The organism is Comamonas sp. 7D-2, assembly GCF_022749555.1.
Taxonomy (GTDB): domain Bacteria; phylum Pseudomonadota; class Gammaproteobacteria; order Burkholderiales; family Burkholderiaceae_C; genus Comamonas; species Comamonas thiooxydans.
The window spans coordinates 5181393-5208042 of the sequence record NZ_CP094238.1; the positions used below are offsets into that span (position 1 = coordinate 5181393).

The following is a 26650-nucleotide window of genomic DNA, read 5'->3' on the forward strand; positions in this document are numbered from 1 at the left end:
GCCCTGAATTCAAGCGTCAGCAGCTATCAGATTCACCGGCGCATCGCCGGCGACTCGCGGCCTCCGCCCGGGACCGCCGCGCAGCAACTCAGGCAATGGCTTATGACACCTGCAGGCTCTTGACCGCAGCCAGACGGCGAATGATCTGCTGCACGATGTCGTTGCGCATGTCCTTGTTCAGCATTTCCTCTTCTACTGCCTTGGACAAGGCATTGGTTTCGTTATAGGTCACGTTGCGAATCTGGCGAATCTCGACCGGCTCGATCAGCTCATCGCCGCCGGGCGTGCGCAACGAGAAGCGCACGATCAGGCGCAGTTCGATTTCACGCACCTGGCCAGCCACGTTGGAGCCGATGATCACGCGCTGGGCCTGCTCGCTGATGATCTGGCAGATCACCTCGGCGGTATCGGGCGATGCCGGGTCCTTGACCACGGTCAATTGATCGCCGCTCGATTCCAGACTGCGACGCAGCAAAGTGCCCACGGGCGCACCACGCCCCGCCTGCACATAAATGGAGCGAAACACAAAATTCGGCGCACCGCGCAGGCGAAAGCCGCAGGCCCCCAGCAAAGGCGTCAAGGCCATGGCGGCCAGCAGCGTACGTTTTTGCATCAACTGTCCTCAAATCTTCAAGCCCTGCTGCGAGCATCGCCTCCTGCTCCAGAAATACCGAGCAAGAGCCGCCCCGCAGCGAAGGTATTGTCCCCCTCCCGCGAAGCGAGAGAGGGGGAAGGCGGGGCCGCCTGGGCGCGAAACGCCTCAGGGGGAGACTCCGGTCACACGACAATATTCACCAGACGCCCCGGCACCACGATGATCTTCTTGGGTGCACGGCCTTCGGCAAACTTCTGGTACTCCTCATTGGCCAGTGCAGCCGCCTCGATGGCAGCCTTGTCGGCAGTGGCAGACACCAGGATCGCACCGCGCAGCTTGCCGTTGACCTGCAGCACCAGCGAGATCTCGTCCTGCACCAGGGCCTTGGGATCGACCTGCGGCCAGGGGGCATCGAGCAGATCGCCCAGGTGGTTGGCATAGCCCAGTTCGCTCCACAGCACATGCGCCAGATGGGGCGTAGCGGGGTAGAGCACGCGCAGCAGAATGCCGAAGCCTTCGATCAGCGCCACCTTGGCACCGGTGTCATCCAGGGCCTTGAAGTCTTCCAGCGCATTGATCATCTTCATCGCGCCGGAAACCACAGTGTTGTACTGCATGCGCGAGTAGTCGTACTCGACCTGCTTGAGCACGTTGTGGATTTCCAGACGCAGGGCCTTTGCCGCCTTGCCGAATTCCACATCGTCCAGCGACTTGGCGCCGGCCACGCCCTGCACCGCGGAAGCCATGTCCATGCCTGTCAGCTTGCTGCCGAAGTTGTAGACGCGGCGCAGGAAGCGATAGCTGCCTTCCACGGCGGCGTCGTTCCACTCCAGCGTCAGCTCGGGGGGCGAGGTGAACATGGTGTACAGACGTGCGGTGTCGGCGCCGTACTTCTCGATCAGATCCTGCGGGTCCACGCCGTTGTTCTTAGACTTGGACATGGTGCCCACGCCCTCGTAATCGATGGCGGTACCCACGGGCAGCAGGCCGTCGGCGCTGTCCACTTCGACCTTGAGCTTGGCGCCGATGATCTTGCCGGAGTCGTCGAACACATGCTCCACATCCTTGGGCCAGAAGTATTCCTTGGCGCCCTTGGCCGTGCGACGGCTGTAGATGTGGTTGAGCACCATGCCCTGGGTCAGCAGCTTGGTGAAGGGCTCGTCGATCTTGACCAGACCCAGGTCGCGCATGACCTTGGTCCAGAAGCGCGCATACAGCAGGTGCAGGATGGCGTGTTCCACGCCGCCGATGTACTGGTCCATGGGCATCCAGTAATCGGCGCCGTCGGCCACCATCTGCTCGCTGTTCTTGGCGTCGCAATAGCGCATGAAGTACCAGGACGAATCCACGAAGGTATCCATGGTGTCGGTTTCACGGCGGGCAGGCTTGCCGCAGCAGGGGCAGACCACGCCTGCGTGGAAGGCCTCGGACTTGACCAGCGGATTGCCGGAGCCATCAGGCACCAGATCCTGGGGCAGGACCACGGGCAGATCCTTCTCGGGCACGGGCTGAGGACCGCAATCGGCGCAATGAATGATGGGGATGGGGGTGCCCCAGTAGCGCTGACGGCTGATGCCCCAGTCGCGCAGGCGCCAGGTGGTCTTGAGCTCGCCCAGGCCCTTGTCGCCCACGATCTTGGCCACGGCCTGCACCGCATCCTTGTGGTTCAGACCGTCGAGATCGCCGGAGTTGATCAGTACGCCGCGCTCCTTGTCGCCATACCAGTCGTTCCACTGCTTGTCGTCATAAGCGGCCTGGCCTTCCACGGCCACCACCTGCTTGATGGGCAGGCCGTACTTGTTGGCAAAGGCGAAGTCGCGTTCGTCGTGGGCGGGCACGCCCATCACGGCGCCGTCGCCATAGCTCATCAGCACATAATTGCCGATCCACACCTCGACCAGCGCGCCGGTGATGGGATGGGTGACGAACAGGCCCGTGGGCTTGCCTTCCTTTTCCTTGACGGCCAACTCGGCCTCTGTCGTGCCACCCTTTTTGCATTCTTCGATGAAGGCAGCCAGTTCGGGCTTGTCGGCAGCGGCCTGCTGTGCCAGGGGGTGCTCAGGCGCCACGGCGCAGAAGGTCACGCCCATGATGGTGTCTGCACGCGTGGTGAAGACATACATCTTGCCGTCCTGGATCAGTTGGCCGTCAGCCCCCTTGATGTCATGGGTGAACGCAAAGCGCACGCCAGCGGACTTGCCGATCCAGTTCTCCTGCATCAGGCGCACCTTGTCGGGCCAGCCATTCAATGTGGCCTTCTCGTTGCCGACCTGCACATGGTCCAGCAGCTCCTGGGCGTAGTTGGTGATGCCCAGGTAGTAGCCGGGAATCTCGCGCTTTTCCACCAGCGCGCCGGTGCGCCAGCCGCGGCCGTCGATGACCTGCTCGTTGGCCAGCACGGTCTGATCCACCGGGTCCCAGTTCACCACCTGGGTCTTGCGATAGGCAATGCCTTTTTCCAGCATCTTGAGGAACAGCCACTGGTTCCACTTGTAGTACTCGGGGTCGCAGGTGGCGACCTCGCGGCTCCAGTCGATGGCCAGGCCCATGGCCTGCATCTGCTTCTTCATGTACGCGATGTTCTCGTACGTCCACTTGGCGGGCGGCACTTTGTTCTTCAGCGCAGCGTTCTCGGCAGGCAGGCCGAAGGCGTCCCAGCCCATGGGCATGAGGACGTTGTAGCCCTTCATGCGCAGCTGACGCGTGAGCATGTCGTTGATGGTGTAGTTGCGCACATGGCCCATGTGCAGCTTGCCGCTGGGGTAGGGCAGCATGGAGCAGGCGTAGTACTTGGGCTTGCTGCCGTCTTCGGTGACGCGGTAGGCGTCCTTGGCTTGCCAGTGGTCTTGCGCGGCGCGCTCGACCTCGATGTGGTTGAATTTTTCTTGCATGGTGCAGTGCAGTGGCCGCCAGCCCCACTTGGGACCCGGCAAGGTAGAAATCTGAAATCAGCAGGGATTTTAGGCTGCCCGACCGCTTGCGCCGTTTTAGCCCCGCATGACCGCAGAACCCGCTGCGCCATCCCTGCGGCCTTCCTGCACACCACGCTGGGAAATACGGCTTTGCGTAAGCTAGTGGTTGTTCACACATTGCTGAACTTTTTGCACGCCTGCCGGTCTGACCGGCCTGTTTCCGTGCCCGACGCCATCGCCTGCCTTCTGCCCGAAGTTGCCAGACTTGCGCTCCTGCCCCGGTCCATTCTTCTGAGGAGCTGCTCTTGCTTTCCCGCTGGTCTTTTGTTTCTGACTGGAATCCCGCCATGCAAATGCTGGCCTCGCTCTGCGTCCTGGCCCTGAGCGCTCTTGTGGCCGGCTGGCTGACCCAGTGGCTGGGGCTCAAGGTCTTTCGCCGTATGCGCGACACCCTCAGGACCGGCTGGGCCCAGATCCTCATGCACGACAAGGTCCTGCGCCGCCTGGCCAAGGTCGTGCCCTCGCTGATCGTGCAGTTCGGCGTGCAAGGCGTGCCGCATCTGGAGCCGCGCTGGACCACGCTGATCACCAATGTGGCGGTTGCCTTCACGCTCTACCACCTGGCACGCGCGCTGTGCGATCTGCTCAATGCCACGAACGAGGCCCATGAACGCGACGAGGCACGCAAGGCCGCCGTCCAGACCCACTCCATCAAGAGCTATGTGCAACTGGGCAAGCTGCTGGTCTGCAGCTTTGCCGTGGTGCTCATCGTGGCCACGCTGATGGACCGCTCGCCGCTGCTGCTGCTCTCGGGCCTGGGCGCCATGTCGGCCGTGCTGATGCTGGTCTTCAAGGACACCATCCTCTCATTTGTCGCCGGCGTTCAGCTCGGCAGCAACGACATGCTGCGCGTGGGCGACTGGATAGAGATGCCCCAGGTCGGCGCCGACGGCTTTGTGACCGATATCGCGCTCAATACCGTCAAAGTGCAAAACTGGGACAAGACCATCACCACCATTCCCACCTGGCGGCTGATGACGGACAGCTTCAAGAACTGGCGCGGCATGTTCGACTCGGGCGGACGCCGCATCATGCGCTCGCTGAACCTGGACGCCAACACCGTGCATCTGCTCTCGCCCGAGGAACGCGCAGGCATGGGCCATATCGCGCTGCTGCAACCCTACTGGAGCGAGCGCGACGGCCTGCAGGCCATGCCGGGCGCGGCCGAGGCCGCCATGCCAACCCAGGCCATCGCCGCCCACCAGGTGACGAATCTGGCCGCCTTCAAGGCCTATGCCTACGCCTATCTGATGGGCCATCCGCGCATTGGCAAAGGCCCGGGCATGTTCCTCATGGTGCGCACCATGGAGACATCGCCCACGGGGCTGCCGCTGCAGCTGTTCTGCTACACCAACACCACCGTCTGGGTGGAGTACGAAGGCATACAGGGCGAAATCTTCGACCATCTGATCGGTGTGCTGCCGCAGTTCGGGCTGACGCTGTACCAGCGCTCGTCGGACTATGGCACCCACTATCCGCCCGCCCGTCCCGATGTAGTAGCCCGTTAATACCTGCCGCGTGCCCTGACTGCCCACAATGGCCTGACCCAACCACAAGGAGACAGACCATGGCAGGCAAGAAAATTTTGATGATTTGCGGCGACTACTGCGAGGACTATGAAACCATGGTCCCGTTCCAGGCCCTGCTGGCAGTGGGCCATACCGTGCACGCGGTCTGCCCCGACAAAAAGGCCGGCGACCAGATCAAGACCGCCATCCACGACTTTGAAGGCGCGCAGACCTATAGCGAAAAGCCCGGCCACAACTTCACGCTCAACGCCACGTTTGCCGATGTGAAGCCCGAGCAGTACGACGCCCTGGTCATCCCCGGCGGCCGCGGCCCCGAGTATCTGCGCGGCTATGAAAGCGTGCGCGCCGCCGTACGTCACTTCTTCGACACCAACAAGCCCGTGGCCGCCGTCTGCCATGGCGCGCAACTGCTGGCCGGGGCCGGCGTGCTCAAGGGCCGCACCTGCTCGGCCTACCCCGCCTGCCGCGCCGAGGTGGAACTGGCCGGGGGCAGCTACGCCGACATCCCCGTCGATCAGGCCCATACCGAAGGCAATCTGGTCAGCGCTCCGGCCTGGCCTGCCCATCCTGCCTGGATTGCACAGTTTCTCGCGCTGCTGGGCACGAAAATTTCACACTGAAATCGGCCTCCAGCGCTTTCCCATAAAGCGTATCAAGCTATTAATTCGAGAGTTCACCTCTTGACGCAGCAGTCGCCGGGCCACACCATGGCCCGGTTTTGTTTTGGAGAGTCGCGCCATGTGCCAGGTCTTTATCAGCGCCGATCCCCAGCTCTGGGCCCACCGGGCCCGCTCCATCCGGCTGCATGGAGTCGCCACCAGCATCCGGCTGGAAAACCTGTTCTGGCAGGTACTCGAAGAGATTGCCGCGCGGGACGGCTATACCGTTCCCCAGCTCTGCACCAAGCTCTACGACGAACTGCTGACCGAGCGCGGAGCGGTGGACAACTTCAGCTCTTTTTTGCGCGTCTGCTGCACCCGCTATCTGGCGCTGCAGCTGTCGGGCGAGATTCCGCAGGACATGGGCATACCGATTCGCTCGCTGGGCAATGCCTCGTCACTCAAGTCCTCAAGCCCACAACTCACGCACTGAGGTTCAGCGCAGATACACGGCCTCGAGTCGCAGCAGCGCACGCCCCTCGGCATCGCTGAGCACCAGCTTCTGTCCCTGCACGGCGTAGCTGCTGACCTGAGCCAGGGTTGCCAGCAGCAGTTGCTCCCGACGCATGCCCTGCACACAGGCCATACGGGTGCCGCCCACGTCTGAAAATCGCAGCCAGCGCCCGTCCAGGCTGTAGTTGCCGCGCAGGCGATTGCAGCCGCCCGCGCCATGAAAACGGCCGCTGCCGGTCTCCAGCACCAGATGCGGCTCGGGCTGATTGTCATAGGCGCTGACATGCGGGCCGTCACCCAGCTGCACCAGTTTCCAGTAGGTATCGAGAAGCGGTGCCGGCACGGCAGCCATGGCTTCGCCCTCGGACGCTGCAGGCCCTGCATCCGCAGCGCCGACTGCCAGGCTCCCCAACAGCAAGAGTGCGCTCAATGCAGGGCGAAGAAAGGTATGCAGCTTCGAGAAAGCAGTCATCACAAACACCTTTTCGGCCTTCAACGCATACAGACAAAGCGCTTGCAGCTCATTATTCAGGAGCATCAGACGCCTGCGCAAGCACCTGATCACCGCGCACAAAGCTGCAGGCCACCGCATTGGTACAGCGCCAGATGGCCTGCCCCGCCAGCGGCCCGCGCTGCATCAGCAACCTGCGCAACGGCCATTCGCATTGCGGGCAGACCGGCACAGCCTCGACCCGTCCGTGCCGCACCGACTCTGCAGCCTCTGCCGCAGTGTCAGCCAACCTGGCAGGAGCCGCAACGGCAGGCTGGGCGGGCGACACCTGCGCCGACAGATCCCTATCGACCGCTGTCGAAGGCGGCGCCGACATGACAGGCTCCAGCAGAACATCCACCGTCTCGGGCGCGGGCGGCCTGACCAGCTGGTCAGCGGCCTCCGCCACCGGCTCCTGCCTGGGTTTGCGCGCCTTGCTGTGCAACTGCCGGACATGCGCCACATGCCGCCTGTCGGTGGCACGACCGGGCTGCAGCCGCAGTTCTTCGAGCTTGTCCAGCAGCGCCTGCATTTGCTCGGGGCTCCACACGGGCTGGGTAAAGCTCTGGATATGGCCGACAAAGCCAAGGCCGCGCGTGACATGGGCCGGCATCTCGGTCTTGAACTCGCAGTCACCCACAAAGGCGATCACCGAGTGCAGATGCTCGGGCGCGATGTCCAGCAACGCCTGCAAGGTCTTGATGTGCTTGTAGTTCTGGCGCAGCGGGTTCTGGAAGCGGCTGCGCTTTCTGAAGATCTGCTGCGTCCATTCGCGCTGCTTTTCGGTGCCGAAGATCCAGCCCTGGTAGTTCTTGGTTTCCAGCACGAACAGGCCGTAGGGCGAAAAGATCAGATGATCGATCTGCGTGCTGCCGCCATCCGCCGTGGGCAGGGTGACGTTGTGCATGTCCACATAGACCAGCGGATCGAGCTGCCGGCGAATCGCTGCCTGCACGGCCCGCTCGCCGCGCCAGCCCTTGAAGCGCGGCGAGCGCAGCACGGCCGCCAGCACCATGAATGCGAGCGCCAGCCCCAGATACAAAAACAGGCCATCAAAGGCCGTGGAAAGAATCTGATTCATTGATCCCACCATGTCAAACACTGGCGCGTACAAAAGTCAGAGATGCCAAGCAGGAGCCGCCTCGTGGCAGGGGCGCCCAGCCGAAGGCATCGCCCCCTCCCATAGCGCGCAGCGCGTAGAGGAGAGGGACGCCCGGCCAGGGGGAAGGCGCGGGTCAGCCCAGGCAAAGCGCCTCAGGGGGAGGTTTAATTCAACGCCATGCTCAGCTTGCGGCGATAGCTGTTGACCAGCGCCGTCGCCTCGTCCTGCTCGGCACTGTTCTTGCCCAGCAGCTCGATGCCGCCGCTGGTCTTGCCGGGAACGGCGTCCTGCTTCTTGGGCTTGGGCGGGGTCAGCAGCTCCAGCACGCCGACGATGAGCTTGCGCGCCGCCTGCTCGTTCCAGGTCTTGTCGCGCATGATGATTTCCAGCAACTCGTCCATGGCATCGGTCCACTGGCTGTGGGCCAGCAGCGCGCGCGCACGGCCAAAGCGGGCGTCAAAGTCGCGCTTGTTGGCGGCGATGGCGGCGTCGTACTTGGCCACATCGGCATTGTCGTCCTGCACGGCAAATTCCAGCGCCTTGAGCCACTGGTTCAGCGCTTCGAAGCGCAGCGGCTGGGGAATGCGCTTGACGGGCTCGGCCAGCAGGGCTGCAGCTTCCTCGAAGCTGCCGGTGGCGATCAGCAGGCGCACATAGTCAAAGCGCGCATCGTCGTTGGCCGGGTCGGCCGCCAGCACATCGGCCAGCTTTTGCAGCGCGGCCTGGGTGTCGCCGGACTCCAGCAGGGCCTGGGCTTCGTCGGCGTCAGCCTCGGCCGACAGCTCGCCCTCGGAGGGCAGATGCTTGTCCAGGAACTCGCGCAGCTTGCCTTCGGGCTGGGCGCCCATGAAGCCATCCACGGGCTTGCCGCCGATCATCAGCACGCAGGTCGGGATGGAGCGGATGCCGAACATGCTGGCCAGTTGCTGCTCCTGATCGGAATCGATCTTGACCAGCTTGAAGCGGCCTTCATAGGCGACTTCCAGCTTTTCGAGCACCGGGCCCAGCGTCTTGCAGGGGCCGCACCAGGGTGCCCAGAAGTCCACCAGCACGGGTACGGCCATGGAGGCGGCTACGACTTCGGCTTCAAAATTCTCGAGGGTGACGTCAATCATGTGATTCCCAATGCTGCTTGTGCGCTGCCACGCGGGCAGCGGCGCTGAAAAGTCTGCGAACCGGCCACTCCAGCAGAGTGTCCACCGCGCGATGCTGCGATTCTCCACGCAAATGCGCGAGCGCAAGCCATAGACCAGAGCGGACCGGGCCTTTGCTACTCAGATGGGAGCAGCCTGCGCATGTTTCAAGGTCGATTCAAGGTGGTTTATGCCGACAATCGATGAACGGCATACGCAAGCAGCTACGGTTTCAAGAGTAACCGCCCCGCAGCCGCGCTCGCCCCTGGGCTATATTGCTTGCGAACCAAGGAGCGCAGACTTGATTGAAGTTTCACAACTGGTGTTTGAATATCCGGGCCACCGCGCCCTCGACGGCGTGAGCCTGTCCATCGCTGCAGGCAGCGTGACGGCACTCGTCGGCCCCAACGGCGCTGGCAAATCCACACTGATGCGCTGCATCGCCGGCCTCGAGCAGCCGCTGTCCGGCCATATCCGTGTCAAAGGCCTGTCGGTCGAGGAACAGCCGCGCGAGGTGCATCGCCACCTGGGCTATCTCTCGGACTTCTATGGTCTGTACGACCGGCTCAGCGTGATGCGCTGCCTGCAGTACTCGGCCCTGTCCATGGGCGTTGCACCCGGTGACGTGGATGCCCGCGTACGGCAGGTGGCCGCCCAGCTGGGCCTGACGGAGCTGCTGCACCGCCACCCGACCGAACTCTCGCGTGGTCAGCGCCAGCGCGTGGCGATCGGCCAGGCCATCGTCCACCAGCCCGGCGTGCTGCTGCTCGACGAGCCGGCCAGCGGCCTCGATCCCGATGCGCGCAGCAGCCTCTCGACGCTGTTTCGCCAGTTGCAGGCCCAGGGCATGACGCTGATCGTCTCCAGCCACATCCTCAGCGAGCTGGACGAGTACTGCACCCATATCCTGAGCATCCGCGACGGCCGCATCGAAAGCCATGAGGCGCTGCAGAACGCCCACGGCCCGGGCCAGCCCGCCGCTGTCGGCCAGCAGCCCCAGCTCTATGCGCTGGAAGTGGCCATGGAGCAGAGCGAAGGCCTTGAGGCCCGCCTGCGTCAGGCCTTGCTGAGCACCTCGGTGCAGGACTTCGACACCACAGGTCGCCGCCCGATCCAGCTCTGGCTGCCGGCCGCCGCCGGCGCACGTGCCCAATGGCTGGCCCAGCTGGTGCAGGCCGGCATTCCCGTCGCCGCGCTGTACCCGGTGCGCGAGCGGCTGCAGGACCGCTATGCCCGCACTGCCCAGGCCCGCGATACCGAAAGTCAGGAGCAAGCATGAGCCAACGCAATCCCGAATTCCAGCGCCAGCTCTGGCTGAACTGGCGCCCCTCGCTGCTGGCCTGGAGCCTGGGCCTGAGCCTGCTCATCCTGGCCCTTCCCTTCGCCTTGTCCTCTGCCAAGGGTCTGCCCGGCACGCTGAGCATGACCGCCATTGCCGGCCTGTATCTGGCCGCCATCATCTATGGCAGCGTGCTGGCCGGGCGCAGCCTGGCCGAGGAAGCCAGCCAGAACACCTGGGACTGGCAACGTCTGTCCGTGCTCACGCCCTGGCAGATGGCCTGGGGCAAGCTGCTGGGCGCCACCTTGCCTGCCTGGCTGTATGTGCTGTGGTTTGCGCTGGCCGTGGCGGGTGTGACCCACTTCTGGGCGCTGGAGCCCCTGAAGTTGCAACACACGATTGGCCTGGCCGTGATCTGGGGCCTGGGCCTGCAGACCTGGGCCATGAATTCCGTGCTCATGAGCTGGGGACTGAGGGACAGGCCCATCAATCGCCGGCGAGCGGCACTGCTGCCTCTGCTGATCCTGTTCTTCGCCCCCGGCCCCTTTATCGACCATGTCTACAAGGGCATTGTGGACATCGACGCCGAGCCGGTGTTCTGGTGGGGCCTGAATGTGGGCGGCCTGGGCCTTGCCTATCTGGCCGGCACCCTGGTGTTGGGCCTGGGGCTGCTGGCCCTGTGGCGCCAGCTTTGCACCCGACTCGATGTACGCACCCTGCCCTGGGCCTGGCCTCTGGGTCTGGCGCTGACTGGATTTTTCGCAGCCGGCTCGCTCAATCTGGGCATTGCCGAATTTTTCAGCAGCACAGCCTGGATCGCGCTGATCGGCACCGCCTATGTCGCCCTGCAGCACATGGACCAGCATCTGCGCGCCTGGCGCCAGGTTCAATGGTCGGCCAGCCGCCAGCGCTGGCGCGAAGCGCTGGAGGCGCTGCCGCTGTGGCCGGTCAGCCTGCTGCTGGGCTTTGCCATGGCCTTGCTGCTGCTGTTCGCCCCCCAAAGCCTTGAGGCGGCCATCAGCGGCAAGCTCAACAGCTTTACTTTCTATCTGTGTCTGCATCTGCTGCGCGATTGCCTGCTGCTGACCGGCTTCGCCCTGCTGGCGGGCAGGCTCAAGTCCCCCCTGGCCTCGTTTGTCATCGCCTGGCTGATCCTCAACATCGCCGCGCCGCTGCTGGCCTATGGCATGGGGGGCTATACAGGTGCCATGTTTGTTCAGCCCGTGGTGGCCATGTGGATGAGCTCGCCGGACGGCATAGAGCAAGCCGGTGCCTGGCTCAGCTATGTGCCCTGGGCTTCCCTGAGCCTGCAGATCCTGGTCACGCTGGCCTGGGTCATCCATGTCTTCAGGGACCGCGTGCTGGGCTTTGCGCGCGATAACGCGGCGGCCCATATCCGGGAGTCATAGTTGCTTTACCCGGACGGCTATGCCCCACAGTCGGGCGGCAATGCGGCGAAACCGTAAAATCAGGGGTTCCACTAGGCCGGGCGGCAGCGCCCTGAAGAACATGAACCCCATCCAAGTTGGCGTGGTCATGGGTTCCAGCAGCGACTGGGACACCATGCAACACGCAGTTGCCATCCTCCAGCAATTCGGTATCGCTTTTGAAGCGCAGGTCGTATCGGCCCACCGCATGCCGGACGACATGTTCCGCTTTGCCGAAGCCGCAGCCGACCGTGGCCTCAAGGCCATCATCGCCGGCGCCGGCGGTGCTGCCCACCTGCCCGGCATGATTGCCGCCAAGACCACCGTGCCGGTGCTGGGCGTGCCCGTGGCCAGCCGTCACCTGCAGGGTGTGGATTCGCTGCATTCCATCGTGCAGATGCCCAAGGGCGTGCCCGTGGCCACCTTTGCCATCGGCAATGCCGGTGCTGCCAATGCGGCCCTGTTTGCCGTGGCCCTGCTGGCCAACGAAGACCCCGCGCTGCGCGCCAAGCTCGAAGCCTTCCGCGTCGAGCAGACCGAGGCCGCCCGCAATATGACCCTGCCGGTGAACGCATGAGCAACACCGATGTGATCCTGCCCGGCGCGACGCTGGGAGTACTCGGCGGCGGTCAGCTGGGCCGCATGTTTGCCCATGCCGCACAGGCCATGGGCTATTTCACCGCCGTGCTGGACAAGGACGAGACCAGCCCCGCCGGTCTGGTGAGCCACCAGCATGTTCGCACCGGCTACGAAGACCCTCAGGGCCTGGCCGAGCTGGCCAGACTCTGCGCGGCCGTGACCACCGAGTTCGAAAACGTACCTGCCGGCTCGCTGAACAAGCTGGCCGAGAGCCTGCCCGTATCGCCCGCCGGCTCTGCCGTGGCGATCGCCCAGGACCGCGCTGCCGAGAAAGCCCACTTCGTGAAGTGCGGCGTGCCCTGCGCCCCCTATGCCGTGATCGAGACGGCCGAGCAGCTGGCCGCCGTCAACGACGCGCTGCTGCCCGGCATCCTCAAGACCGCGCGAATGGGCTATGACGGCAAGGGTCAGATCCGCGTCAAGACCCGCGACGAGCTGATCAAGGCCTGGGACGAGCTCAAGCAGGTGGCCTGCGTGCTCGAAAAAATGCTGCCGCTGGCGCACGAATGCTCGGTCATCGTGGCCCGTGGCCGCAATGGCGACATCGTCAACCTGCCCGTGCAGCGCAATCTGCACCGCGACGGCATTCTGGCCGTGACCGAGGTCTACGAAGGCAACGTACCTGCAGCACAGGCAGAGCAAGCGGTAGCCGCTGCGAAATCCGTAGCTATCGGCCTCGATTACGTGGGCGTGCTCTGCGTGGAATTCTTTGTGCTGGACAACGGCCAGCTGGTGGTCAACGAGATCGCCCCGCGCCCGCACAACAGCGGCCACTACAGCCAGAACGCGATGGATGTGTCGCAGTTCGAGCTGCAAGTGCGCTGCATGACCAATCTGCCCCTGGTGCAGCCGCGCCAGCACAGCGCCACCGTCATGCTCAACCTGCTGGGCGATCTGTGGTTCAAGGACGGCGAAACCGCCAAGGCTCCGGCCTGGGATCAGATCCTGGCCCTGCCCGGTGCTCACCTGCACCTGTACGGCAAGGTCGATGCCAAGCCAGCCCGCAAGATGGGCCACTTGAACATCACCGCGGCAAGCCCCGAAAAAGCGCGTGAAACCGCTTTGAAGGCCGCTGAAATCCTCGGCATTGCTGCGTTCTGATAACACCCCCTGAGCGGCTTTGCCTAGGCGGCCCCGCCGCTTCCCCCTAGCCGGGCGCCCCTCTCTCGCTACGCGGGAGGGGGACGACGCCCTCGCTGCGGGGCGGCCCTTGCTTGGCGTCCTTCGCTGATGCTCTGCAAGCGCAAAAGCACCGCACATACGGCGGCGCAGTGCATGAAAGAGGAATTGAAATGATCTTGGATGGAACGCTGGAAGCCTCGGTGCAAGCCGCTGCTGCTGCGCTGCAGCAAGGCCGGCTGCTGGGCCTGCCCACCGAGACGGTCTACGGTCTGGCCGCGGACAGCGACAACGATGCGGCCGTGGCGCAGATCTTTGCCGCCAAGGGCCGCCCGGCCAACCATCCGCTGATCGTGCATGTGGCCGACGCCGCCGCCATCACGCGCTATGCCAAGGAAGTTCCGGTCTTTGCCCAGCAGTTGATCGACGCGTTCTGGCCCGGCCCGCTGACCCTGATCCTGCCGCGCCTGCCGCATGCCGCCAAGGCATCGACCGGCGGTCAGGACAGCGTGGGCCTGCGCTGCCCCTCCCACCCCGTGGCCCATGCGGTGCTGCAGGCCTGCCAGCAGCTCGATCCGCCGGTCTGGGGCGTCTCGGCCCCCAGCGCCAACAAGTTCGGCCGCGTCAGCCCCACGACGGCCGAGCATGTGGCCACCGAGTTTGGCGAAGAACTGCTGGTGCTCGATGGCGGCGCCTGCGAAGTGGGCATTGAATCGACCATCGTCGACTGCACGCGGGGCGTGCCCGTGCTGCTGCGCCCCGGCGCCATCACGCGTGACGATATAGCGCGTGCCTGCGGCCTGCGACCGCTCTCGAAAGAAGAGCTGACTGCGGATACCCCGCGTGCATCAGGAACGCTTTTGGCGCACTACGCGCCCAACGCCAAGGTGCGGCTCATGGATGCCAGGCAGCTGCAATCGGCACTGGACATCCTGGGCAAGGATGGCAGGAATATTGCCATCTATCACCGCAGCCCCCTCAATGTCACCACCGCCCAGTTGCTGCTGCGCCGCATGTCCGACGAGCCGCGCGACGTGGCCCGCGAGCTGTTCGGCATGCTGCGCAATTTCGACGACTGGGGCGCCAAGCTGATCTGGATCGAAACCCCGCCCGACACCGCCGACTGGGAAGGCGTGCGCGACCGCCTGCAACGTGCGGCGGCTGCGGGCTGAGCGGTCGCTTAGCTGATTTTCAAGTAAAGATACAAATTTTTATTCGTTTTCTTTATTAGACGCCTTCTCTAACCTTGCTTGCTTCAAAGCAACTTCAAAGGTTAGAACCATGGGAACCCGTCGCGACGCGCTTGGCAAGCTTCTGTCCATCAGTGCTGCATCCCTGGGCTTGGCGGCTTGCTCGCGCTCCGACAACCAGGCCAGCAGCGAAACGAGCCGCACGGCACAAAACGGCAAGGTCGTTCCCTTCAACTACCCCGACAACCCCTCTTTCGACCTGATCTATCTGGCCGACAGACTGGGCTACTTCGACGGGACCTCCACCCGCCCCAACTACGTGGGCAAGATTGCCGCCCCTCAGATCATTCCGCTGGTCGGCACGGGCGACATCCATTTCGGCTCGCGCATGGTGCCGCTGGTGATTTCGGCCATTGCGGCCGGGGCCGACATGAAGGTGATTGCCGCCGGCAGCAAGACGCTGCAGGAGGCACCGCATATGAAGTACTTCGTGCGCAAGGATTCGGGCATTCGCACGCCCAGGGATCTGGAAGGCAAGACCATAGGCTTCAACAGCTTCGGCGCCTGCGCCGAGTTTGTCTCCAAGACCTATTTCCGCGAGCACGGCGCCGATGTCAACAAGATCAACTTCCTGGTCGTTCCCGACAACCAGGGCGAGCAGGCCGTGATCGGCCGCAATGTGGATCTGGCCATCATCCACCCACCCCATTCCGGCGGTGCCGAGGCCAACCCCGAGTTGCAGCGCCTGTGGACCGACTACGACCTGGACCGCGGCCTGGGCGGCATGGCGCCCTATAGCGTCAACGGCAAGTTTGCGCGCGAGAACCCGCAGGCCGTGCGCGATGTGGTCACCGCCATCGCCAAGGCAGGCAACTGGGTCAACGCCAACACCGACGAAGCGCGCCGCTACACGGCCGAGCGCCTGGGCATGGAGCTCAAGCATGTGGAACGCTATGCCTATGTGGACGACCAGATCATCACCGAGCCGCCCATCCAGTACTACATCGACGTGCTGGAGCGTGAAGGCAAGCTGCAGCCGGGCAAGGTGGCCGTCAAGGATGTGTACACCAACGAGTTCAACCCCTTTGCCAAGGGAGCTGCGACATGAGCACGGCCCTGGACGACTCCGGCTCCGCCATCAAGATCCGGGCACGCGATGTGCGCATGGATTTCGCCATTGCCGACGAGCGCGGCCGCAAGCAGCAGATCGCTGCCCTGCAGGACTTCAATCTCGACATCCGTGAAGGCGAGTTCTTCACTCTCCTCGGGCCCTCGGGCTGCGGCAAGTCCACGTTTCTCAATGTGCTGGCCGGGCTGGCGCGCAAGAGCGGCGGCAGCATCAGCATCGACGGCCAGCCGGCCAGCGGCATCAACCGCGAGCAGGGCGTGGTGTTCCAGGGCTATGCGCTGTTTCCGTGGCGTACCGTGCTTCAGAACATCGAGGTCGGGCTGGAGATCCGCAAGATTCCCAAACGCGAGCGCCGGGAGACTGCCGAGCAGTTTTTGCACCTGGTGGGCCTGGCCGGCTTCGGCCAGCGCTACCCGCACGAACTCTCGGGCGGGATGCGTCAGCGCGTGGCCATCGCCCGCTCCCTGGCCTATTCGCCCAGTCTGCTGCTGATGGACGAACCGTTTGCCGCCCTGGATGCCCAGACACGCGAAATCCTGCAGTCCGAGCTGCTGCGCATCTGGGAGCAGCACAAGACCACCATCGTCTTCATCACCCACAGCCTCGATGAAGCCATCTATCTGTCGGATCGCATCGCCGTCATGACGCACCGACCCGGTCGCATCAAATCCGTGCTGGAAATAGCGCTGCCGCGTCCGCGCCCCGCCGAGATACGCCATGCCCCGGCCTTTGTGCAGCTGCGCGAACAGGCCTGGGATGTGCTGCGCGACGAAGTCGCCTTTGCCAGCGGCCACCGCCAGCAACCGCTGGCACCGCTGCTGCCCACCGCCCCTGATTTCAGCCTGGCCTTGCGAGGATTTGCCATATGAGCCAACTGGCCGCATCCCCATCCCGGCGCCCCGCCAAGCCGGTGTCACTGCTTTCCTCCTGGCAACTCGGGCTCCAATGGCTGGAGCGCTCAGCCTGCGTGCTGCTGTTCTTTGCCATCTGGGAATTCCTGCCGCGCGCTGGTCTGGTCAATTCGGCCTTTCTCAGCCCGCCATCCGCGGTCCTGGCAGCCATCGTCCAGCTGGCGCAGACCGGCCAGCTGGGCAAGCATGTGGCGGCCAGCCTGCAACGCTCGCTGGCAGGCCTGATTCTGGCCGTCGTGGCAGGCGTGGCGCTGGGCCTGCTGATGGGCGTGGTGCGCCGCTTCGAAGCCTTTGTCGACCCCTTGCTTCAGCTGTTCCGTCAGGTTTCTGCCCTGGCGCTGTTTCCGGTCTTTCTGCTGTTCTTCGGCATCGGCGAGGCGTCCAAGATCGCCATCATCTTCTGGGCGGCCTTCTGGCCGGTGTTGCTCAACACCATCAGCGGCGTCAAGCAGGTAGAGAAGCTGCTGATTCATTCGGCGCTGTCCATGGCGGCCTCGCACGGCTTCATCTTCTTCAAGGTCATCCTGCCGGCGGCGGCACCGTCCATCTTCACCGGCATCCGACTGGCGGGTGCCTATTCGATCACCGCGCTGGTCGCTGCCGAGATGATCGGCTCGCATGCAGGCCTGGGCTTTCTCACGCTGAACTCCCAGGAAATCTTCCAGATCCCCAGCATGTACGCCGGCATCGTGCTGCTGGCCATTCTGGGCCTGGCACTCAACTATGGGCTGGCCTTGCTCGAAAAGCGCCTGACGCGCTGGCGCAGCGGGCTGGAATTTCATGAGTAGCGCCACGCAATCCTGGCGGCGTTTGGTCCTGGCCGGCACCGCGCTGGCGGCCGCTGCCGCCGGCGCTGGCGTGCTCTGGCCCGCCCTGCCGCAGCTCGGCGACATCGAGGCTGCAGGCCCGGTGCTGCAGCAGGCTCGGCGCAATGGCGTGCTGCATGTGGCCCTGCGCAGCTATGCGCGCCCTGCCCTGCCCGGCGAAGCCTTGCCGCCAGAGCCCGATGCCTATGACCTGGCGCTGGCGGACTGGCTGGGCCGGCAACTGGGCACCAGCGTCAAAATCACCCCCGCAAGCGATGCAGACCTGGTGCTCGAAGGCGTGGCGCCGCAGGACGGCCAATCCGCTGCTGATCGACAGACCGGCGGCAGCTATATGCCGCAGAGCCTGCAACTGCTGGTGCTCAAGCAGCAGGCCTCCCTCTGGAGCCGCCATGCCCCCGGTCACTGGAGCTCCTGGCTGCCGCATGTGGCGCAGAAGGCCGCCCTCAGACCCACGGCCTGCGTCGCCACGGGTCAGGCCTCTGCCAGTACCTTGCAGGCCCAGGGCCTGCAGCCTCTTTTCGCGCCCTCCAGCATTCATGCAGTCAGCGATTTTCTGGCCGGCAAATGCCATGTTCTGGCCGAGTCGCCAGAGGTCATCACGCGCCTGCTGCAACAGGACAACTGGCGCTTCTACACCCGCCTCGGCAACCGATTTCGCACCACGGATCAGGCCCATATCCGTCTGGCCAAGGCCGATGCGCAGTCCACCCGCTGGCTGCAGCACGCCGTCCAGCAATGGCAGCGCAGCGGTCTGCAGCAACGTGCACAGGACAACCGCGTCAGCACGATTGCGCTGGAAGCTTCCTTGCTGGAAGACGGAGCTATCTGCCACTGACCTCCCGCCTCTTTTCCGCTCTCCACCTTCTTCACCATGTTCTCCAGTCACTTCAACGATGTACTCGGCGCCCTGGAAAAAACTGCCGTTGCACGCGACCGCCAGGGCGGCCATGCGGCAGCGGAAAAAGCCTTGCTGCGCGATGCCGGCCTGCTGCGCCTAGCCATCCCCCACGAACATGGCGGCGATGCGCTGAGCTGGCCCGACATCTACCGCCATGTCCGTGCCCTGGCCGCAGTCGACAGCGCCCTGGCCCATGTGCTGGCGTTTCACCAGCTTCAGGTCGCCACCGTGCTGATCTATGGCTCGCGCCAGCAGCAGCGCCTCTGGCTGCGCCGCACCATCGACGAAAACGGCTGGTGGGGCAATGCACTGAACCCGCGCGACACGCGTCTGCAGGCCCTGCCCCGCAGCTCGGAGCTGGCCGGCGGCTATGTGCTCGACGGTCTGAAAGGCTTTTGCTCGGGCACGCGCGGCTCTCATTACCTGACGGTATCGGCCAGCGTGGCAGGCCATGCGCAGCCGGTTCTGGGCCTGCTTGAAACCGCCTCGCCCGGCATTGCCGTCAAGGATGACTGGAACCCCATGGGCCAGCGTCAGACCGACAGCGGCTCGGTTCAGTTCAATCGCGTCCAGCTTCCCGCCAGCGCCGTCATGCGCGACGAGAATGCCGAAGTCACGGCCTTTCATACGCTGCGCAATTGCCTGGCTCAGCTGGTGCTGGTCAATCTGTTTGTCGGCGTGGCCCAGGGCGCACGCCGGCAGGCACGCGACTACGCGCGCGAGCATGGCCGCCCCTGGCTGGGCTCGGCGGTGGAGCGCGCCACCGACGATCCCTATCTGCTGCGCCGCATGGGCGAGATGCAGGCCCAGATTTCGGGAGCAGCCCTGATGGCCGACCACGGCGCAGAGCTGCTGCAAAAAGCCTGGCAGCGCGGCCCTGCGCTGAGCGCAGCGGAACGCGCCGAGGTCGCCATCGCCGTCTTCGAAGCCAAGGTCATGGCGCATCGCTGCACCCTGTTCGCCACCCAGGAAATGTTCGATGTGGTGGGCTCGCGCGGCACCCATGCCGATCTCGGCTTCGACCGCTTCTGGCGCAATGTGCGCACCCATACCCTGCACGATCCGCTGGACTACAAGCTCCAGGCCCTGGGCCGCTGGGCCGTGCATGGCGAAGAGCCCTCGGCCCAGCACTACAACTGAGCCGCAACACAAAAAAATCCGGGACCAGCCCGGATTTTTCGTGTCGACCGTGCCGACTCAGAAGCGATAGCCTATGGCCATGGCAAACACATCGGGATTGAGCCTGACGCTGACGCTCTGGCCCGAAGACAGATGGATCTTGGTCTTCAGAAAGCTCTTGGAGTAGGAGGCATCCACAAACCAGCGCTCGTTGAACTGGTAGACAAAGCCCAGCTGCGCCAGCGCGCCGAACTTGTCGTCGAGCTCGGCCGTGGTCGGATTGGCCAGCGTGCCGCCGCTCAGACCGTTGAGCGTGGCCGTGGTCTTTTCGCCATAGAAATGGGCATAGGTGACACCGACTCCCAGATAGGGGCGGAACGCGGCCTTGGCCTCGTTGAAGCGGTATTGCAGCATCAGCGTCGCGGGTATCGCCTTGGTGCTGCCCAGCTTGCCCACGCCGGCAATCGAGCCTGCTCCCGACAGGTCATGCTTGAAGGGCGTGGCCAGAGGCACGTCCAGAGCCAGATTGTCGGTCACCATATAGGTGATGCCGCCGCCCAGCTGAGTATTGCTGCCGGCGTCGACCTTGGTGTTGGGAAAGGACGGCGCCGACAGATTGCCGCTGCTCACATCAGGCGACAGATGGGTCACGCCCACACGCGCCATCCAGCTTCCGGCCGATTGGGCGCTGGCCAGACCGCAGGCCGCCAGCGCAGCAGCGGCTGCAATGATCCGCACAGAAATTTTCATGGTTTTGTCTCCTTGTTATTGAGGTGCGGACGGATTTACAGCCAGCCCTTCTGGGCCAGAGAGCGGGAAACCAGCTGGCTCATTTGCTGATGGCCGTAAGGCGTGGGGTGGAAACTGTCGGCAAAGACATGGTGCTGCCACCAGTCAGGGCTGGATTTGCCGGGTGTGGCACTCAAGGCCGCCGCCGTGCAGGTGGGGAAGGTATAGGTGGGCAGGCCGCTTGCGTCCACGCCAGTGATCGGGCAGACCGGGTCCTTCACGTTATCGAAGTCGTATTGGGCCGGGTTGCTGATCTGGCTCTTGAACTCGGTGTAGAAATCGACCAGGACCACCTGGGACTGGCCTGCCAGACTGGCAGCCAGCTGGTTGTTGAAGACCTGTACCAGGGCATCGAATGACGCTTCCTGCTTGGCGGCCGCAGCAGCCCCCTGATCCCCGCCGCCTGCGGCCTTGGCAATGCTGGCCAGGACCATCTGGAAGCGCGGTGTCTTGGTAATGGCGGGAACATTCAGCACGGCCACACGCGTGGCGCCCTTGGCGACCACATTCTGCGCAATGGAGCCGGCAAAAGTCTTGGCCAGGGTCTGCAGATAGGCACCCGCCGCCAGGCCGGCAAACTTGGAGGCATCGCCACCGGCCTGGGTCATCAGGGCCGTGGACGTGCCCGGAGCCTTGGAATCCAGCCAGGCCACCATGGCGTTCAGCGGCTGCGAATTGCCCTTGGCTGCGGCAATCAGCGCCCCGATCACGTCGGCGGCATCGTTGGCGCCGCCATCGATGACGACGAGATCATCGGCGCTGAAGCCAGCCTTGGATGCGGCCTGGATCTGCACCAGAACCGACTTGGGCGATGTCGGCGCATCCAGCGGGTTCACGCGGCCACCACCCACTGCGTAGTTGGTGCAGGTGGCGACTTCCTGATAAGTCGTGAGATTTTCGTCACCGGCACGAAAGTGGGCGCACAAGCTCTGGCTGAACTGGTCGGCAATGCGCTCAGGCCAGATCATGGTCGAGCCAGCCCCGGTGGGCGCCGAGCCCTGTACCGTGAACTTGAAGCCGAAGGTACCGCTGTCCGAGAGGCTGTCGCCCATGACCTTGACCGAGGTGACCTTGGCCTTGGGGGTGGTATCGGCCCCGCCTCCACCGCCGCAGGCCGCCAGCAGGCCTACCGTTGCCATTGCAGCCGCCAAGAGTTTGAGTTTGCTTGCCAAGATGATGTTCTCCTGATGTGTTGTGAATCGCACGGTCGTGCTTTTTTTCATCAGCGTCATCCTAGCGACAGTCACCCAGGCGCGGTTATCGGGCAATTACCGATGGTCGGACAAAAATCCAACGCCCAATAACTTGGTCATCGTTCCGTCACGCAACAAAAAAACCGGACCAGGGTCCGGTTTGTCGAGGCGGGCAAAGGGCGGTGATTGGGCAGGGATAGAGCGGCCGCCCCCGGGCGGCTACTGGGCCGCCGTCCAGTCCACCAGCGCATCCCAGGCCGTGCGCGCCGCGGCCGCATTGGCATGGTTGGCCATGGCCACCAGCACATAGCGCTGGCCGCTGGCACCGTCGACATAGCCGGCCAGCGCGGCCGAGTCGCGCAAGCTGCCGGTCTTGAGGTGGGCGGCGCCTGCAAACCGGCTCTTGCTGCGCCGCAGCGTGCCGTCCACGCCGACGATGGGCATGGAGGAGACGAACTCGGGCATCACGGGCGAGACCCAGGCGTTCTGCAGCATCTGCCCCAGTCCGTTGGCCGTGATGCTGGCATTGCGGCTCAGGCCTGCGCCGTTGTCCACCACGGGCTGCTCGGAATTGCCCCAGCGCGCGGCCCACCACTGTGCCAGCGACTGGCGCGCGGAGTCGAAGCTGGCCACGCCGGTGCGCTGCATGCCCAGGGTGAGCAGCACATGCTGGGCCATGATGTTGTTGCTGTATTTGTTAATGTCGCGCACCACCTCGGACAGTGCCGGAGACTCCAGCTGGAAGGCCGGCTGCAGGCCCTGGGGCACGCTGCCGTCGCGTACGGCTCCGGTGAGCTTGCCGCCCAGCTCGCGCCACATGCCTTCTATGGCCTTGGCCGCAAAGCGCTCGGGCTGCGCCGGTGCGATGGACCAGCTCTTGTCGCCGCAGCTTGCCGGATAGCTGCCGTTGAAGGCGATGCGCTGCGGATTGTTCATGTCCAGCTGCATTTTGCTGCGCCAGTCGCCGCAATCAGAAGTAGGAGCAGCCAGCGCAACCGTTTGCTGGTTTTCCATGCCAAACATTGGTGGATCGTATTGAATACGAGCGATACCAGCTCCTGTATCAGGAGCAATATTCAACGCCACGGCCTTGTAGTTGATCAGCAGCGCATCGGGCGAGGCGTTGTAGGGCCGCCAGGGCTCGTTGTCGAAGACCGCCGCATCATGCGTGGGCAGCTGAAAGGCGCTGCGGTCCAGCACGATATCGCCCACGACGACCTTGATGCCCATGCCTTGCAGGCGGCGCAGCATCAGCCACAGGCGCTCCAGCACCAGCTTGGGGTCGCCCTGACCCTGGATGTAGAGATTGCCGCGCAAGGCGCCATCGACCACCGGGCCGCCCAGATAGACGGGCGTGCGCCAGACATAGGCCGGGCCCAGCTGGTCTAGCGCCGCATAGGTGGTGACCAGCTTCATGACCGAGGCCGGATTCATGGCCTGGTGCGTGCGCCAGGCCAGGTTCGGTGGCGATTTTCCATCCACATTCATCACCAGCAGCGATACGGCATCGCGCGGAATCTTGGCGCGTTGCAGCGCCGCGTCCACGGCGGCGGGAATGCGGGTGTCGGCAGGCAGGGACTGCGCCAGCGCGGGCTGGGCCAGCAGCGCCAGCAACGATGCGCCCAGTGCGCTCAGGGTCTTGCGAAGAAAGAAGGGGGTCTGCAGCATGGGGCCAGAGTCTACGCCGGGCTGCGCCCATGCCGGGCATTGGCAGCGCCCGCGGCAAGCTGGCTCCGGGCGTCCGATAATGCAGGGCTATGCTGCCCTCTCCTGCAGCCCAGTGCAGCCCAGTGCAGCCCTTATTGCGCTCCAGCCCGCCTGCGGCTGACGCCCCGCCGAACATGAATCTTCTCGCCATCGACACCAGTACCGATACCTTGTTTGTTGCCGTCCAGCGTGGCGATGCCATCTGGCAGCACAGCGGGCCGGGCGCGCAGCAGTCGTCGGCCCAGTTGCTGCCGGCCATCCGCCAGCTCATGAAGGATGCGGGGCTGAGTTTCGCGCAGCTGGACGCCATTGCCTTCGGGCGCGGCCCCGGCTCCTTCACGGGCCTGCGCACGGCCTGCGCCATCACCCAGGGCCTGGCCTTTGCCGCCAAGGTGCCCGTGCTGCCTGTGGACTCGCTGCTCACCGTGGCCGAAGAGGCCCGTCATCTGCATGGCTGCACCGAGGTCGAGGCCGTGCTCGACGCACGCATGCACGAGGTCTATCACGCAGCCTTTTGCTATGTGGACGGCCAGTGGATCGAGCCCGAGGACTTCGGTCTCTGCGCCCCCGAGGCTCTGCAGGCTGCAGCCGGCCATGCCGTGGCGGGCAATGCCCAGCCCGTCTACCCCGAGCTGCTGGCGCCCACTGCCCGCCATGTGCACGCCATGCCCACGGCCACGGCCATGCTGCGCCTGGCACCGGCACTGTTGGCAAAAGGCTGCGCGGTGCCTGCCGAAGAGGCGCTGCCGCGCTATATCCGAGATAAAGTGGCAAAAACCACGGCCGAGCGCGAAGCCGAAAAGGCCGCCGCAGCCCTCACACCCGATGCAACCGGCATCGCCTCCCGATAAGCGTCCAATGACCTTGCCCAGCAGCTCCACACTCGCCGCCGACGCCAGCACCCAGGATGCGGCATCCCTGGTGCATTTCGAGCCGCTGTCCGCGCTCTGGCTTGACACCCTGCTCCCAATCGAGGAGCAAGCCTATGTCCACCCCTGGACGCGCGGCAACTTCCAGGATGCCATGGTGGCCGGCTACCAGATACAGCTGCTGGTCGATGCCGATCACCAGCTGCTGGGCTACTTTGTCGCCATGCAGGCGCTGGACGAGGTGCATCTGCTCAATATCACCGTCAACCCGGCCTGCCAGCGTCAGGGCTGGGCGCGCGTGCTGCTCGATGCGCTGGCTTTGTGGTCGCGGCAGCAGAACGCCCAATGGATCTGGCTGGAAGTGCGCGAAAGCAATGCCCGCGCCCGCGAGGTCTATCTCAGGCATGGCTTTGCCGAAGTCGGGCTGCGCAAGAACTACTACCCCAACCCCAACGGCCCGCGCGAACATGCGGTGCTCATGAGTCTGAAACTATGGCCCTGAACCTGGACGCCCGCCAGCGGGCCATGCTGGAAGCCATGGGCATCACCGTCTGGCTGCCCGACCCCGTGGAACCCGCAGCAGTGGCTGCAGTCACTGCAGTCGCAGCCGCACCATTGCCGGTCGCGGAGCCCCTGCCCGTCACAGCGCCGGTGGTGCGCATGACGCCGCCCGCCCCCGTAAGCCCGCCCGTGGCTCAGGCCGCTGCACCTGCGGCCGAGGCAGCGCCAACACCGGCCCAGCCGCCCGCCCAGACCGCCAGGCCCGCCAGCCCACCGCCCCAGAATCTGTCCGGGCACCGGGCGCACGAGCCTCGTCAGTTTGTGCAGCAACCCGCCGCAGGCCCGGCAGGCGAGCCAGGCCTCGGCTGGACCATCAGCCCGGCCCAGCTGGTCTACCCCCATGCGCCGCAGCATGTGCACAGCGCCGAGCAAGGCGGCTGGCTGATCCTGCTGGAGCCTGCCGCCAACCCGCCCCTGCTGAGCCCGGCGCAAAGGCCTGCGGCCGACAGCGCCCAGACGGCGCTGCAGGGTGATGCCGCCAAGCTGCTGGACAATATGCTGCGTGCCCTCGGACTGCAGGAAAAACCGCGCGTCTTCAGCGCCGCACTGCACCGCGCGCCGCCCGATGCCGACCTCAGCCATGCCCAGGCGCTGCAACCCGCCCTGGAGACTCTGCTGCGCGAACTGCGCCCGGACTGCGTGCTGGTTCTGGGCCTGGCCAGTGCACGCGCCGTGCTGGGCCGCCATGACGCGCTGGGCCGGCTGCGGGCCGAACCGCACCACATTGCGGGCGTGCCCACGGTGGTGACCTACGACCCCAACTATCTGCTGCGTGCGCCGCAGGCCAAGGCCGGTGCCTGGGCCGATCTGGTGCAGGCCGACGCGTTTACCAAGGGGCTGTGACAGGCGGGCGACAAGCCCCGCTTACCCACTTGCCCAACTATGACGCACGCGACATGCTGCAGTGCAACGTAGCATAATCACTGGCTTCGAATTACTGAAAGACATCCGTGGAAACCTACCCTAGTTGGTAGCTTTCAGCTCCCGGTGAAGACTGTGGGGGTTGAAAGCGCCCTGATCCCTGCAGAACCTCAAGAACAACCGGGAGTGAGCTGATGCTCAACATCTTTACGCTAGCCAATGGTCGACTCGTTCAGGAAGAGATCGAGTCCCTGGCAGACCTTGAACGCTTTCGCCCCGTCTGGGTCGATCTGGAATCGCCAACCCTCGAAGAAAAGCGCTGGATCAAGCAGCACTACGAGCTGTCCATCCCTGAGGATGCGATGGACGACGACATCGAGGAATCGGCGCGTTTTTACGAAGAAGACAATGGCGAGCTGCATATCCGCAGCGACTTTCTGATCGACGACGACGAAGACCCCCGCTCGGTGCGCGTGGCCTTCATCGTCAACCAGCACAACGCAGCGCTGCGCAGCCATGGCGTGCTGTTCTCCATCCACGACGAGGATGTGCCTGTCTTTCGCCTGCTGCGCATGCGAGCGCGCCGTGCGCCCGGCTTGATCGACGATGCCAAGGACGTTCTGCTCAAGCTGTTTGACGCCGATGCCGAGTACTCCGCCGACACGCTGGAGCGCATTTACGACGACCTGGAAAAAGCCAGCAAGATGGTGCTGTCCGGCGATGTGACCGACGAGATGGCCAAGGAAGTGCTGGGTGCCATTGCCCGCCAGGAAGACTTGAACGGCCGCATCCGCCGCAACGTCATGGACACGCGCCGCGCCGTGAGCTTTCTGATGCGCTCCAAGATGCTCAACGCCGAGCAGTTTGAGGAGGCTCGCCAGATTCTGCGCGACATCGAGTCGCTGGACAGTCACACGGCCTTTCTGTTCGACAAGATCAACTTCCTGATGGACGCCACGGTCGGCTTCATCAACATCAATCAGAACAAGATCATCAAGATCTTCTCGGTGGCCAGCGTGGCTCTGCTGCCGCCCACGCTGATTGCCAGCGTCTACGGCATGAACTTCAAGTTCATGCCCGAGCTGGAGTGGGAATTCGGCTACGGCTACGTGGTCGCCCTGATGATTCTGAGCGCCGTCGGCCCCATGCTGTACTTCCGCAAACGCGGCTGGTTGAAATAACACATTCCCGGCACAGCT

25 protein-coding genes are annotated in these 26650 nt (G+C 64.4%); 17 read left to right on the forward strand and 8 right to left on the reverse strand.

Annotated features, from left to right (window positions below):
- Window positions 1-100 precede the first annotated feature (100 nt).
- Entirely contained in the window at window positions 101-613 is a 513-nt protein-coding gene (gene lptE / locus MPZ60_RS23875; protein ID WP_034350743.1) for an LPS assembly lipoprotein LptE, read from the reverse strand.
- A gap of 164 nt (window positions 614-777) precedes the next feature.
- Window positions 778-3486, reverse strand: coding sequence for a leucine--tRNA ligase (gene leuS / locus MPZ60_RS23880; protein ID WP_034351496.1), 2709 nt, complete (start codon window positions 3484-3486; stop codon window positions 778-780).
- A 368-nt stretch (window positions 3487-3854) separates the two neighbouring features.
- On the opposite strand from leuS, the gene MPZ60_RS23885 reads away from it, so the two are divergent.
- From MPZ60_RS23885 to MPZ60_RS23895, 3 genes are all read left to right on the forward strand, one after another.
- Complete coding sequence (locus MPZ60_RS23885) at window positions 3855-5075, forward strand: mechanosensitive ion channel family protein (RefSeq protein ID WP_034350744.1); 1221 nt, start codon at window positions 3855-3857, stop codon at window positions 5073-5075.
- Window positions 5076-5134: 59 nt separating this feature from the next.
- Entirely contained in the window at window positions 5135-5716 is a 582-nt protein-coding gene (locus MPZ60_RS23890; RefSeq protein WP_003060496.1) for a DJ-1/PfpI family protein, read from the forward strand.
- Between the two features lie 118 nt (window positions 5717-5834).
- Window positions 5835-6188, forward strand: coding sequence for a ribbon-helix-helix domain-containing protein (locus MPZ60_RS23895; RefSeq protein ID WP_034350746.1), 354 nt, complete (start codon window positions 5835-5837; stop codon window positions 6186-6188).
- Between the two features lie 3 nt (window positions 6189-6191).
- Here MPZ60_RS23895 and MPZ60_RS23900 read toward each other — a convergent pair whose 3' ends face one another.
- The 3 genes from MPZ60_RS23900 to trxA all read right to left on the reverse strand — a co-directional run bounded on the left by MPZ60_RS23900 (window position 6192) and on the right by trxA (window position 8915).
- The gene (locus tag MPZ60_RS23900) at window positions 6192-6680 is read right to left on the reverse strand and encodes an META domain-containing protein (RefSeq protein ID WP_034351497.1); all 489 of its coding nucleotides are present in this window, start codon (window positions 6678-6680) and stop codon (window positions 6192-6194) included.
- Between the two features lie 52 nt (window positions 6681-6732).
- Window positions 6733-7779: a nuclease-related domain-containing protein gene (locus tag MPZ60_RS23905; protein WP_034350748.1), complete on the reverse strand. Its 1047-nt coding sequence runs from the start codon at window positions 7777-7779 to the stop codon at window positions 6733-6735.
- Between the two features lie 185 nt (window positions 7780-7964).
- Window positions 7965-8915: a thioredoxin gene (trxA, locus tag MPZ60_RS23910; protein ID WP_034350751.1), complete on the reverse strand. Its 951-nt coding sequence runs from the start codon at window positions 8913-8915 to the stop codon at window positions 7965-7967.
- A 319-nt stretch (window positions 8916-9234) separates the two neighbouring features.
- Here trxA and MPZ60_RS23915 point away from each other — a divergent pair, with 319 nt between their 5' ends.
- From MPZ60_RS23915 to MPZ60_RS23960, 10 genes are all read left to right on the forward strand, one after another.
- Window positions 9235-10212 carry an ABC transporter ATP-binding protein gene (locus MPZ60_RS23915; protein ID WP_034350752.1) on the forward strand — a complete coding sequence of 326 codons (978 nt, stop codon included), beginning with the start codon at window positions 9235-9237 and terminating at the stop codon, window positions 10210-10212.
- A complete protein-coding gene (locus tag MPZ60_RS23920) occupies window positions 10209-11621 on the forward strand; it encodes a hypothetical protein (protein WP_034350756.1) in 1413 nt (470 codons plus the stop codon). The genes MPZ60_RS23915 and MPZ60_RS23920 overlap by 4 nt, the downstream gene beginning before the upstream one ends.
- 100 nt (window positions 11622-11721) lie before the next feature.
- Window positions 11722-12216, forward strand: coding sequence for a 5-(carboxyamino)imidazole ribonucleotide mutase (purE, locus tag MPZ60_RS23925; protein WP_034350760.1), 495 nt, complete (start codon window positions 11722-11724; stop codon window positions 12214-12216).
- Entirely contained in the window at window positions 12213-13379 is a 1167-nt protein-coding gene (locus tag MPZ60_RS23930) for a 5-(carboxyamino)imidazole ribonucleotide synthase (protein ID WP_034350763.1), read from the forward strand. Before purE ends, MPZ60_RS23930 begins: the two co-directional genes overlap by 4 nt.
- A gap of 191 nt (window positions 13380-13570) precedes the next feature.
- The gene (locus MPZ60_RS23935) at window positions 13571-14569 is read left to right on the forward strand and encodes an L-threonylcarbamoyladenylate synthase (protein ID WP_034350766.1); all 999 of its coding nucleotides are present in this window, start codon (window positions 13571-13573) and stop codon (window positions 14567-14569) included.
- A 109-nt stretch (window positions 14570-14678) separates the two neighbouring features.
- Entirely contained in the window at window positions 14679-15695 is a 1017-nt protein-coding gene (locus MPZ60_RS23940; protein ID WP_012840209.1) for an ABC transporter substrate-binding protein, read from the forward strand.
- The gene (locus MPZ60_RS23945; protein ID WP_034350769.1) at window positions 15692-16585 is read left to right on the forward strand and encodes an ABC transporter ATP-binding protein; all 894 of its coding nucleotides are present in this window, start codon (window positions 15692-15694) and stop codon (window positions 16583-16585) included. Before MPZ60_RS23940 ends, MPZ60_RS23945 begins: the two co-directional genes overlap by 4 nt.
- On the forward strand, window positions 16582-17415 hold the full coding sequence (locus tag MPZ60_RS23950; protein ID WP_034350771.1) for an ABC transporter permease: 834 nt from the start codon (window positions 16582-16584) through the stop codon (window positions 17413-17415). The genes MPZ60_RS23945 and MPZ60_RS23950 overlap by 4 nt, the downstream gene beginning before the upstream one ends.
- On the forward strand, window positions 17408-18289 hold the full coding sequence (locus MPZ60_RS23955; RefSeq protein WP_034350774.1) for a hypothetical protein: 882 nt from the start codon (window positions 17408-17410) through the stop codon (window positions 18287-18289). The genes MPZ60_RS23950 and MPZ60_RS23955 overlap by 8 nt, the downstream gene beginning before the upstream one ends.
- Window positions 18290-18325: 36 nt before the next feature.
- Window positions 18326-19492 (forward strand): acyl-CoA dehydrogenase family protein, encoded by a 1167-nt coding sequence (locus MPZ60_RS23960; protein WP_034350778.1) that lies wholly within the window; start codon window positions 18326-18328, stop codon window positions 19490-19492.
- Window positions 19493-19549: 57 nt separating this feature from the next.
- Here MPZ60_RS23960 and MPZ60_RS23965 read toward each other — a convergent pair whose 3' ends face one another.
- From MPZ60_RS23965 to dacB, 3 genes are all read right to left on the reverse strand, one after another.
- The gene (locus MPZ60_RS23965; protein WP_034350779.1) at window positions 19550-20221 is read right to left on the reverse strand and encodes an OmpW family protein; all 672 of its coding nucleotides are present in this window, start codon (window positions 20219-20221) and stop codon (window positions 19550-19552) included.
- Between the two features lie 35 nt (window positions 20222-20256).
- Entirely contained in the window at window positions 20257-21432 is a 1176-nt protein-coding gene (locus MPZ60_RS23970) for an SGNH/GDSL hydrolase family protein (protein WP_034351499.1), read from the reverse strand.
- Between the two features lie 240 nt (window positions 21433-21672).
- A complete protein-coding gene (gene dacB / locus MPZ60_RS23975; protein WP_034350781.1) occupies window positions 21673-23121 on the reverse strand; it encodes a D-alanyl-D-alanine carboxypeptidase/D-alanyl-D-alanine-endopeptidase in 1449 nt (482 codons plus the stop codon).
- 173 nt (window positions 23122-23294) lie between these two features.
- Here dacB and tsaB point away from each other — a divergent pair, with 173 nt between their 5' ends.
- The 4 genes from tsaB (at window position 23295) to corA (ending at window position 26632) form a co-directional block, all read left to right on the forward strand.
- The gene (gene tsaB / locus MPZ60_RS23980) at window positions 23295-24011 is read left to right on the forward strand and encodes a tRNA (adenosine(37)-N6)-threonylcarbamoyltransferase complex dimerization subunit type 1 TsaB (protein ID WP_034350783.1); all 717 of its coding nucleotides are present in this window, start codon (window positions 23295-23297) and stop codon (window positions 24009-24011) included.
- Between the two features lie 7 nt (window positions 24012-24018).
- Entirely contained in the window at window positions 24019-24531 is a 513-nt protein-coding gene (rimI, locus tag MPZ60_RS23985; RefSeq protein WP_034350786.1) for a ribosomal protein S18-alanine N-acetyltransferase, read from the forward strand.
- Window positions 24522-25433, forward strand: a complete 912-nt coding sequence (locus MPZ60_RS23990) for a uracil-DNA glycosylase family protein (RefSeq protein ID WP_034350788.1) — start codon at window positions 24522-24524, stop codon at window positions 25431-25433. Before rimI ends, MPZ60_RS23990 begins: the two co-directional genes overlap by 10 nt.
- 212 nt (window positions 25434-25645) lie before the next feature.
- A complete protein-coding gene (gene corA / locus MPZ60_RS23995) occupies window positions 25646-26632 on the forward strand; it encodes a magnesium/cobalt transporter CorA (RefSeq protein WP_034350790.1) in 987 nt (328 codons plus the stop codon).
- Window positions 26633-26650: the final 18 nt, after the last annotated feature.

Excerpts from the sequence above, each read along its gene's own strand:
- tsaB (WP_034350783.1), top strand. The coding sequence starts at position 23,295 with ATGAATCTTCTCGCCATCGACACCAGTACCGATACCTTGTTTGTTGCC.
- MPZ60_RS23920 (WP_034350756.1), top strand. The coding sequence starts at position 10,209 with ATGAGCCAACGCAATCCCGAATTCCAGCGCCAGCTCTGGCTGAACTGG.
- MPZ60_RS23935 (WP_034350766.1), top strand. The coding sequence starts at position 13,571 with ATGATCTTGGATGGAACGCTGGAAGCCTCGGTGCAAGCCGCTGCTGCT.
- dacB (WP_034350781.1), bottom strand. The coding sequence starts at position 23,121 with ATGCTGCAGACCCCCTTCTTTCTTCGCAAGACCCTGAGCGCACTGGGC.
- MPZ60_RS23950 (WP_034350771.1), top strand. The coding sequence starts at position 16,582 with ATGAGCCAACTGGCCGCATCCCCATCCCGGCGCCCCGCCAAGCCGGTG.
- MPZ60_RS23960 (WP_034350778.1), top strand. The coding sequence starts at position 18,326 with ATGTTCTCCAGTCACTTCAACGATGTACTCGGCGCCCTGGAAAAAACT.
- MPZ60_RS23990 (WP_034350788.1), top strand. The coding sequence starts at position 24,522 with ATGGCCCTGAACCTGGACGCCCGCCAGCGGGCCATGCTGGAAGCCATG.
- MPZ60_RS23895 (WP_034350746.1), top strand. The coding sequence starts at position 5,835 with ATGTGCCAGGTCTTTATCAGCGCCGATCCCCAGCTCTGGGCCCACCGG.
- rimI (WP_034350786.1), top strand. The coding sequence starts at position 24,019 with ATGACCTTGCCCAGCAGCTCCACACTCGCCGCCGACGCCAGCACCCAG.
- MPZ60_RS23905 (WP_034350748.1), bottom strand. The coding sequence starts at position 7,779 with ATGAATCAGATTCTTTCCACGGCCTTTGATGGCCTGTTTTTGTATCTG.
- trxA (WP_034350751.1), bottom strand. The coding sequence starts at position 8,915 with ATGATTGACGTCACCCTCGAGAATTTTGAAGCCGAAGTCGTAGCCGCC.
- lptE (WP_034350743.1), bottom strand. The coding sequence starts at position 613 with ATGCAAAAACGTACGCTGCTGGCCGCCATGGCCTTGACGCCTTTGCTG.
- MPZ60_RS23930 (WP_034350763.1), top strand. The coding sequence starts at position 12,213 with ATGAGCAACACCGATGTGATCCTGCCCGGCGCGACGCTGGGAGTACTC.
- leuS (WP_034351496.1), bottom strand. The coding sequence starts at position 3,486 with ATGCAAGAAAAATTCAACCACATCGAGGTCGAGCGCGCCGCGCAAGAC.
- MPZ60_RS23900 (WP_034351497.1), bottom strand. The coding sequence starts at position 6,680 with ATGACTGCTTTCTCGAAGCTGCATACCTTTCTTCGCCCTGCATTGAGC.
- corA (WP_034350790.1), top strand. The coding sequence starts at position 25,646 with ATGCTCAACATCTTTACGCTAGCCAATGGTCGACTCGTTCAGGAAGAG.
- MPZ60_RS23965 (WP_034350779.1), bottom strand. The coding sequence starts at position 20,221 with ATGAAAATTTCTGTGCGGATCATTGCAGCCGCTGCTGCGCTGGCGGCC.
- MPZ60_RS23940 (WP_012840209.1), top strand. The coding sequence starts at position 14,679 with ATGGGAACCCGTCGCGACGCGCTTGGCAAGCTTCTGTCCATCAGTGCT.
- MPZ60_RS23890 (WP_003060496.1), top strand. The coding sequence starts at position 5,135 with ATGGCAGGCAAGAAAATTTTGATGATTTGCGGCGACTACTGCGAGGAC.
- purE (WP_034350760.1), top strand. The coding sequence starts at position 11,722 with ATGAACCCCATCCAAGTTGGCGTGGTCATGGGTTCCAGCAGCGACTGG.
- MPZ60_RS23945 (WP_034350769.1), top strand. The coding sequence starts at position 15,692 with ATGAGCACGGCCCTGGACGACTCCGGCTCCGCCATCAAGATCCGGGCA.
- MPZ60_RS23885 (WP_034350744.1), top strand. The coding sequence starts at position 3,855 with ATGCAAATGCTGGCCTCGCTCTGCGTCCTGGCCCTGAGCGCTCTTGTG.
- MPZ60_RS23955 (WP_034350774.1), top strand. The coding sequence starts at position 17,408 with ATGAGTAGCGCCACGCAATCCTGGCGGCGTTTGGTCCTGGCCGGCACC.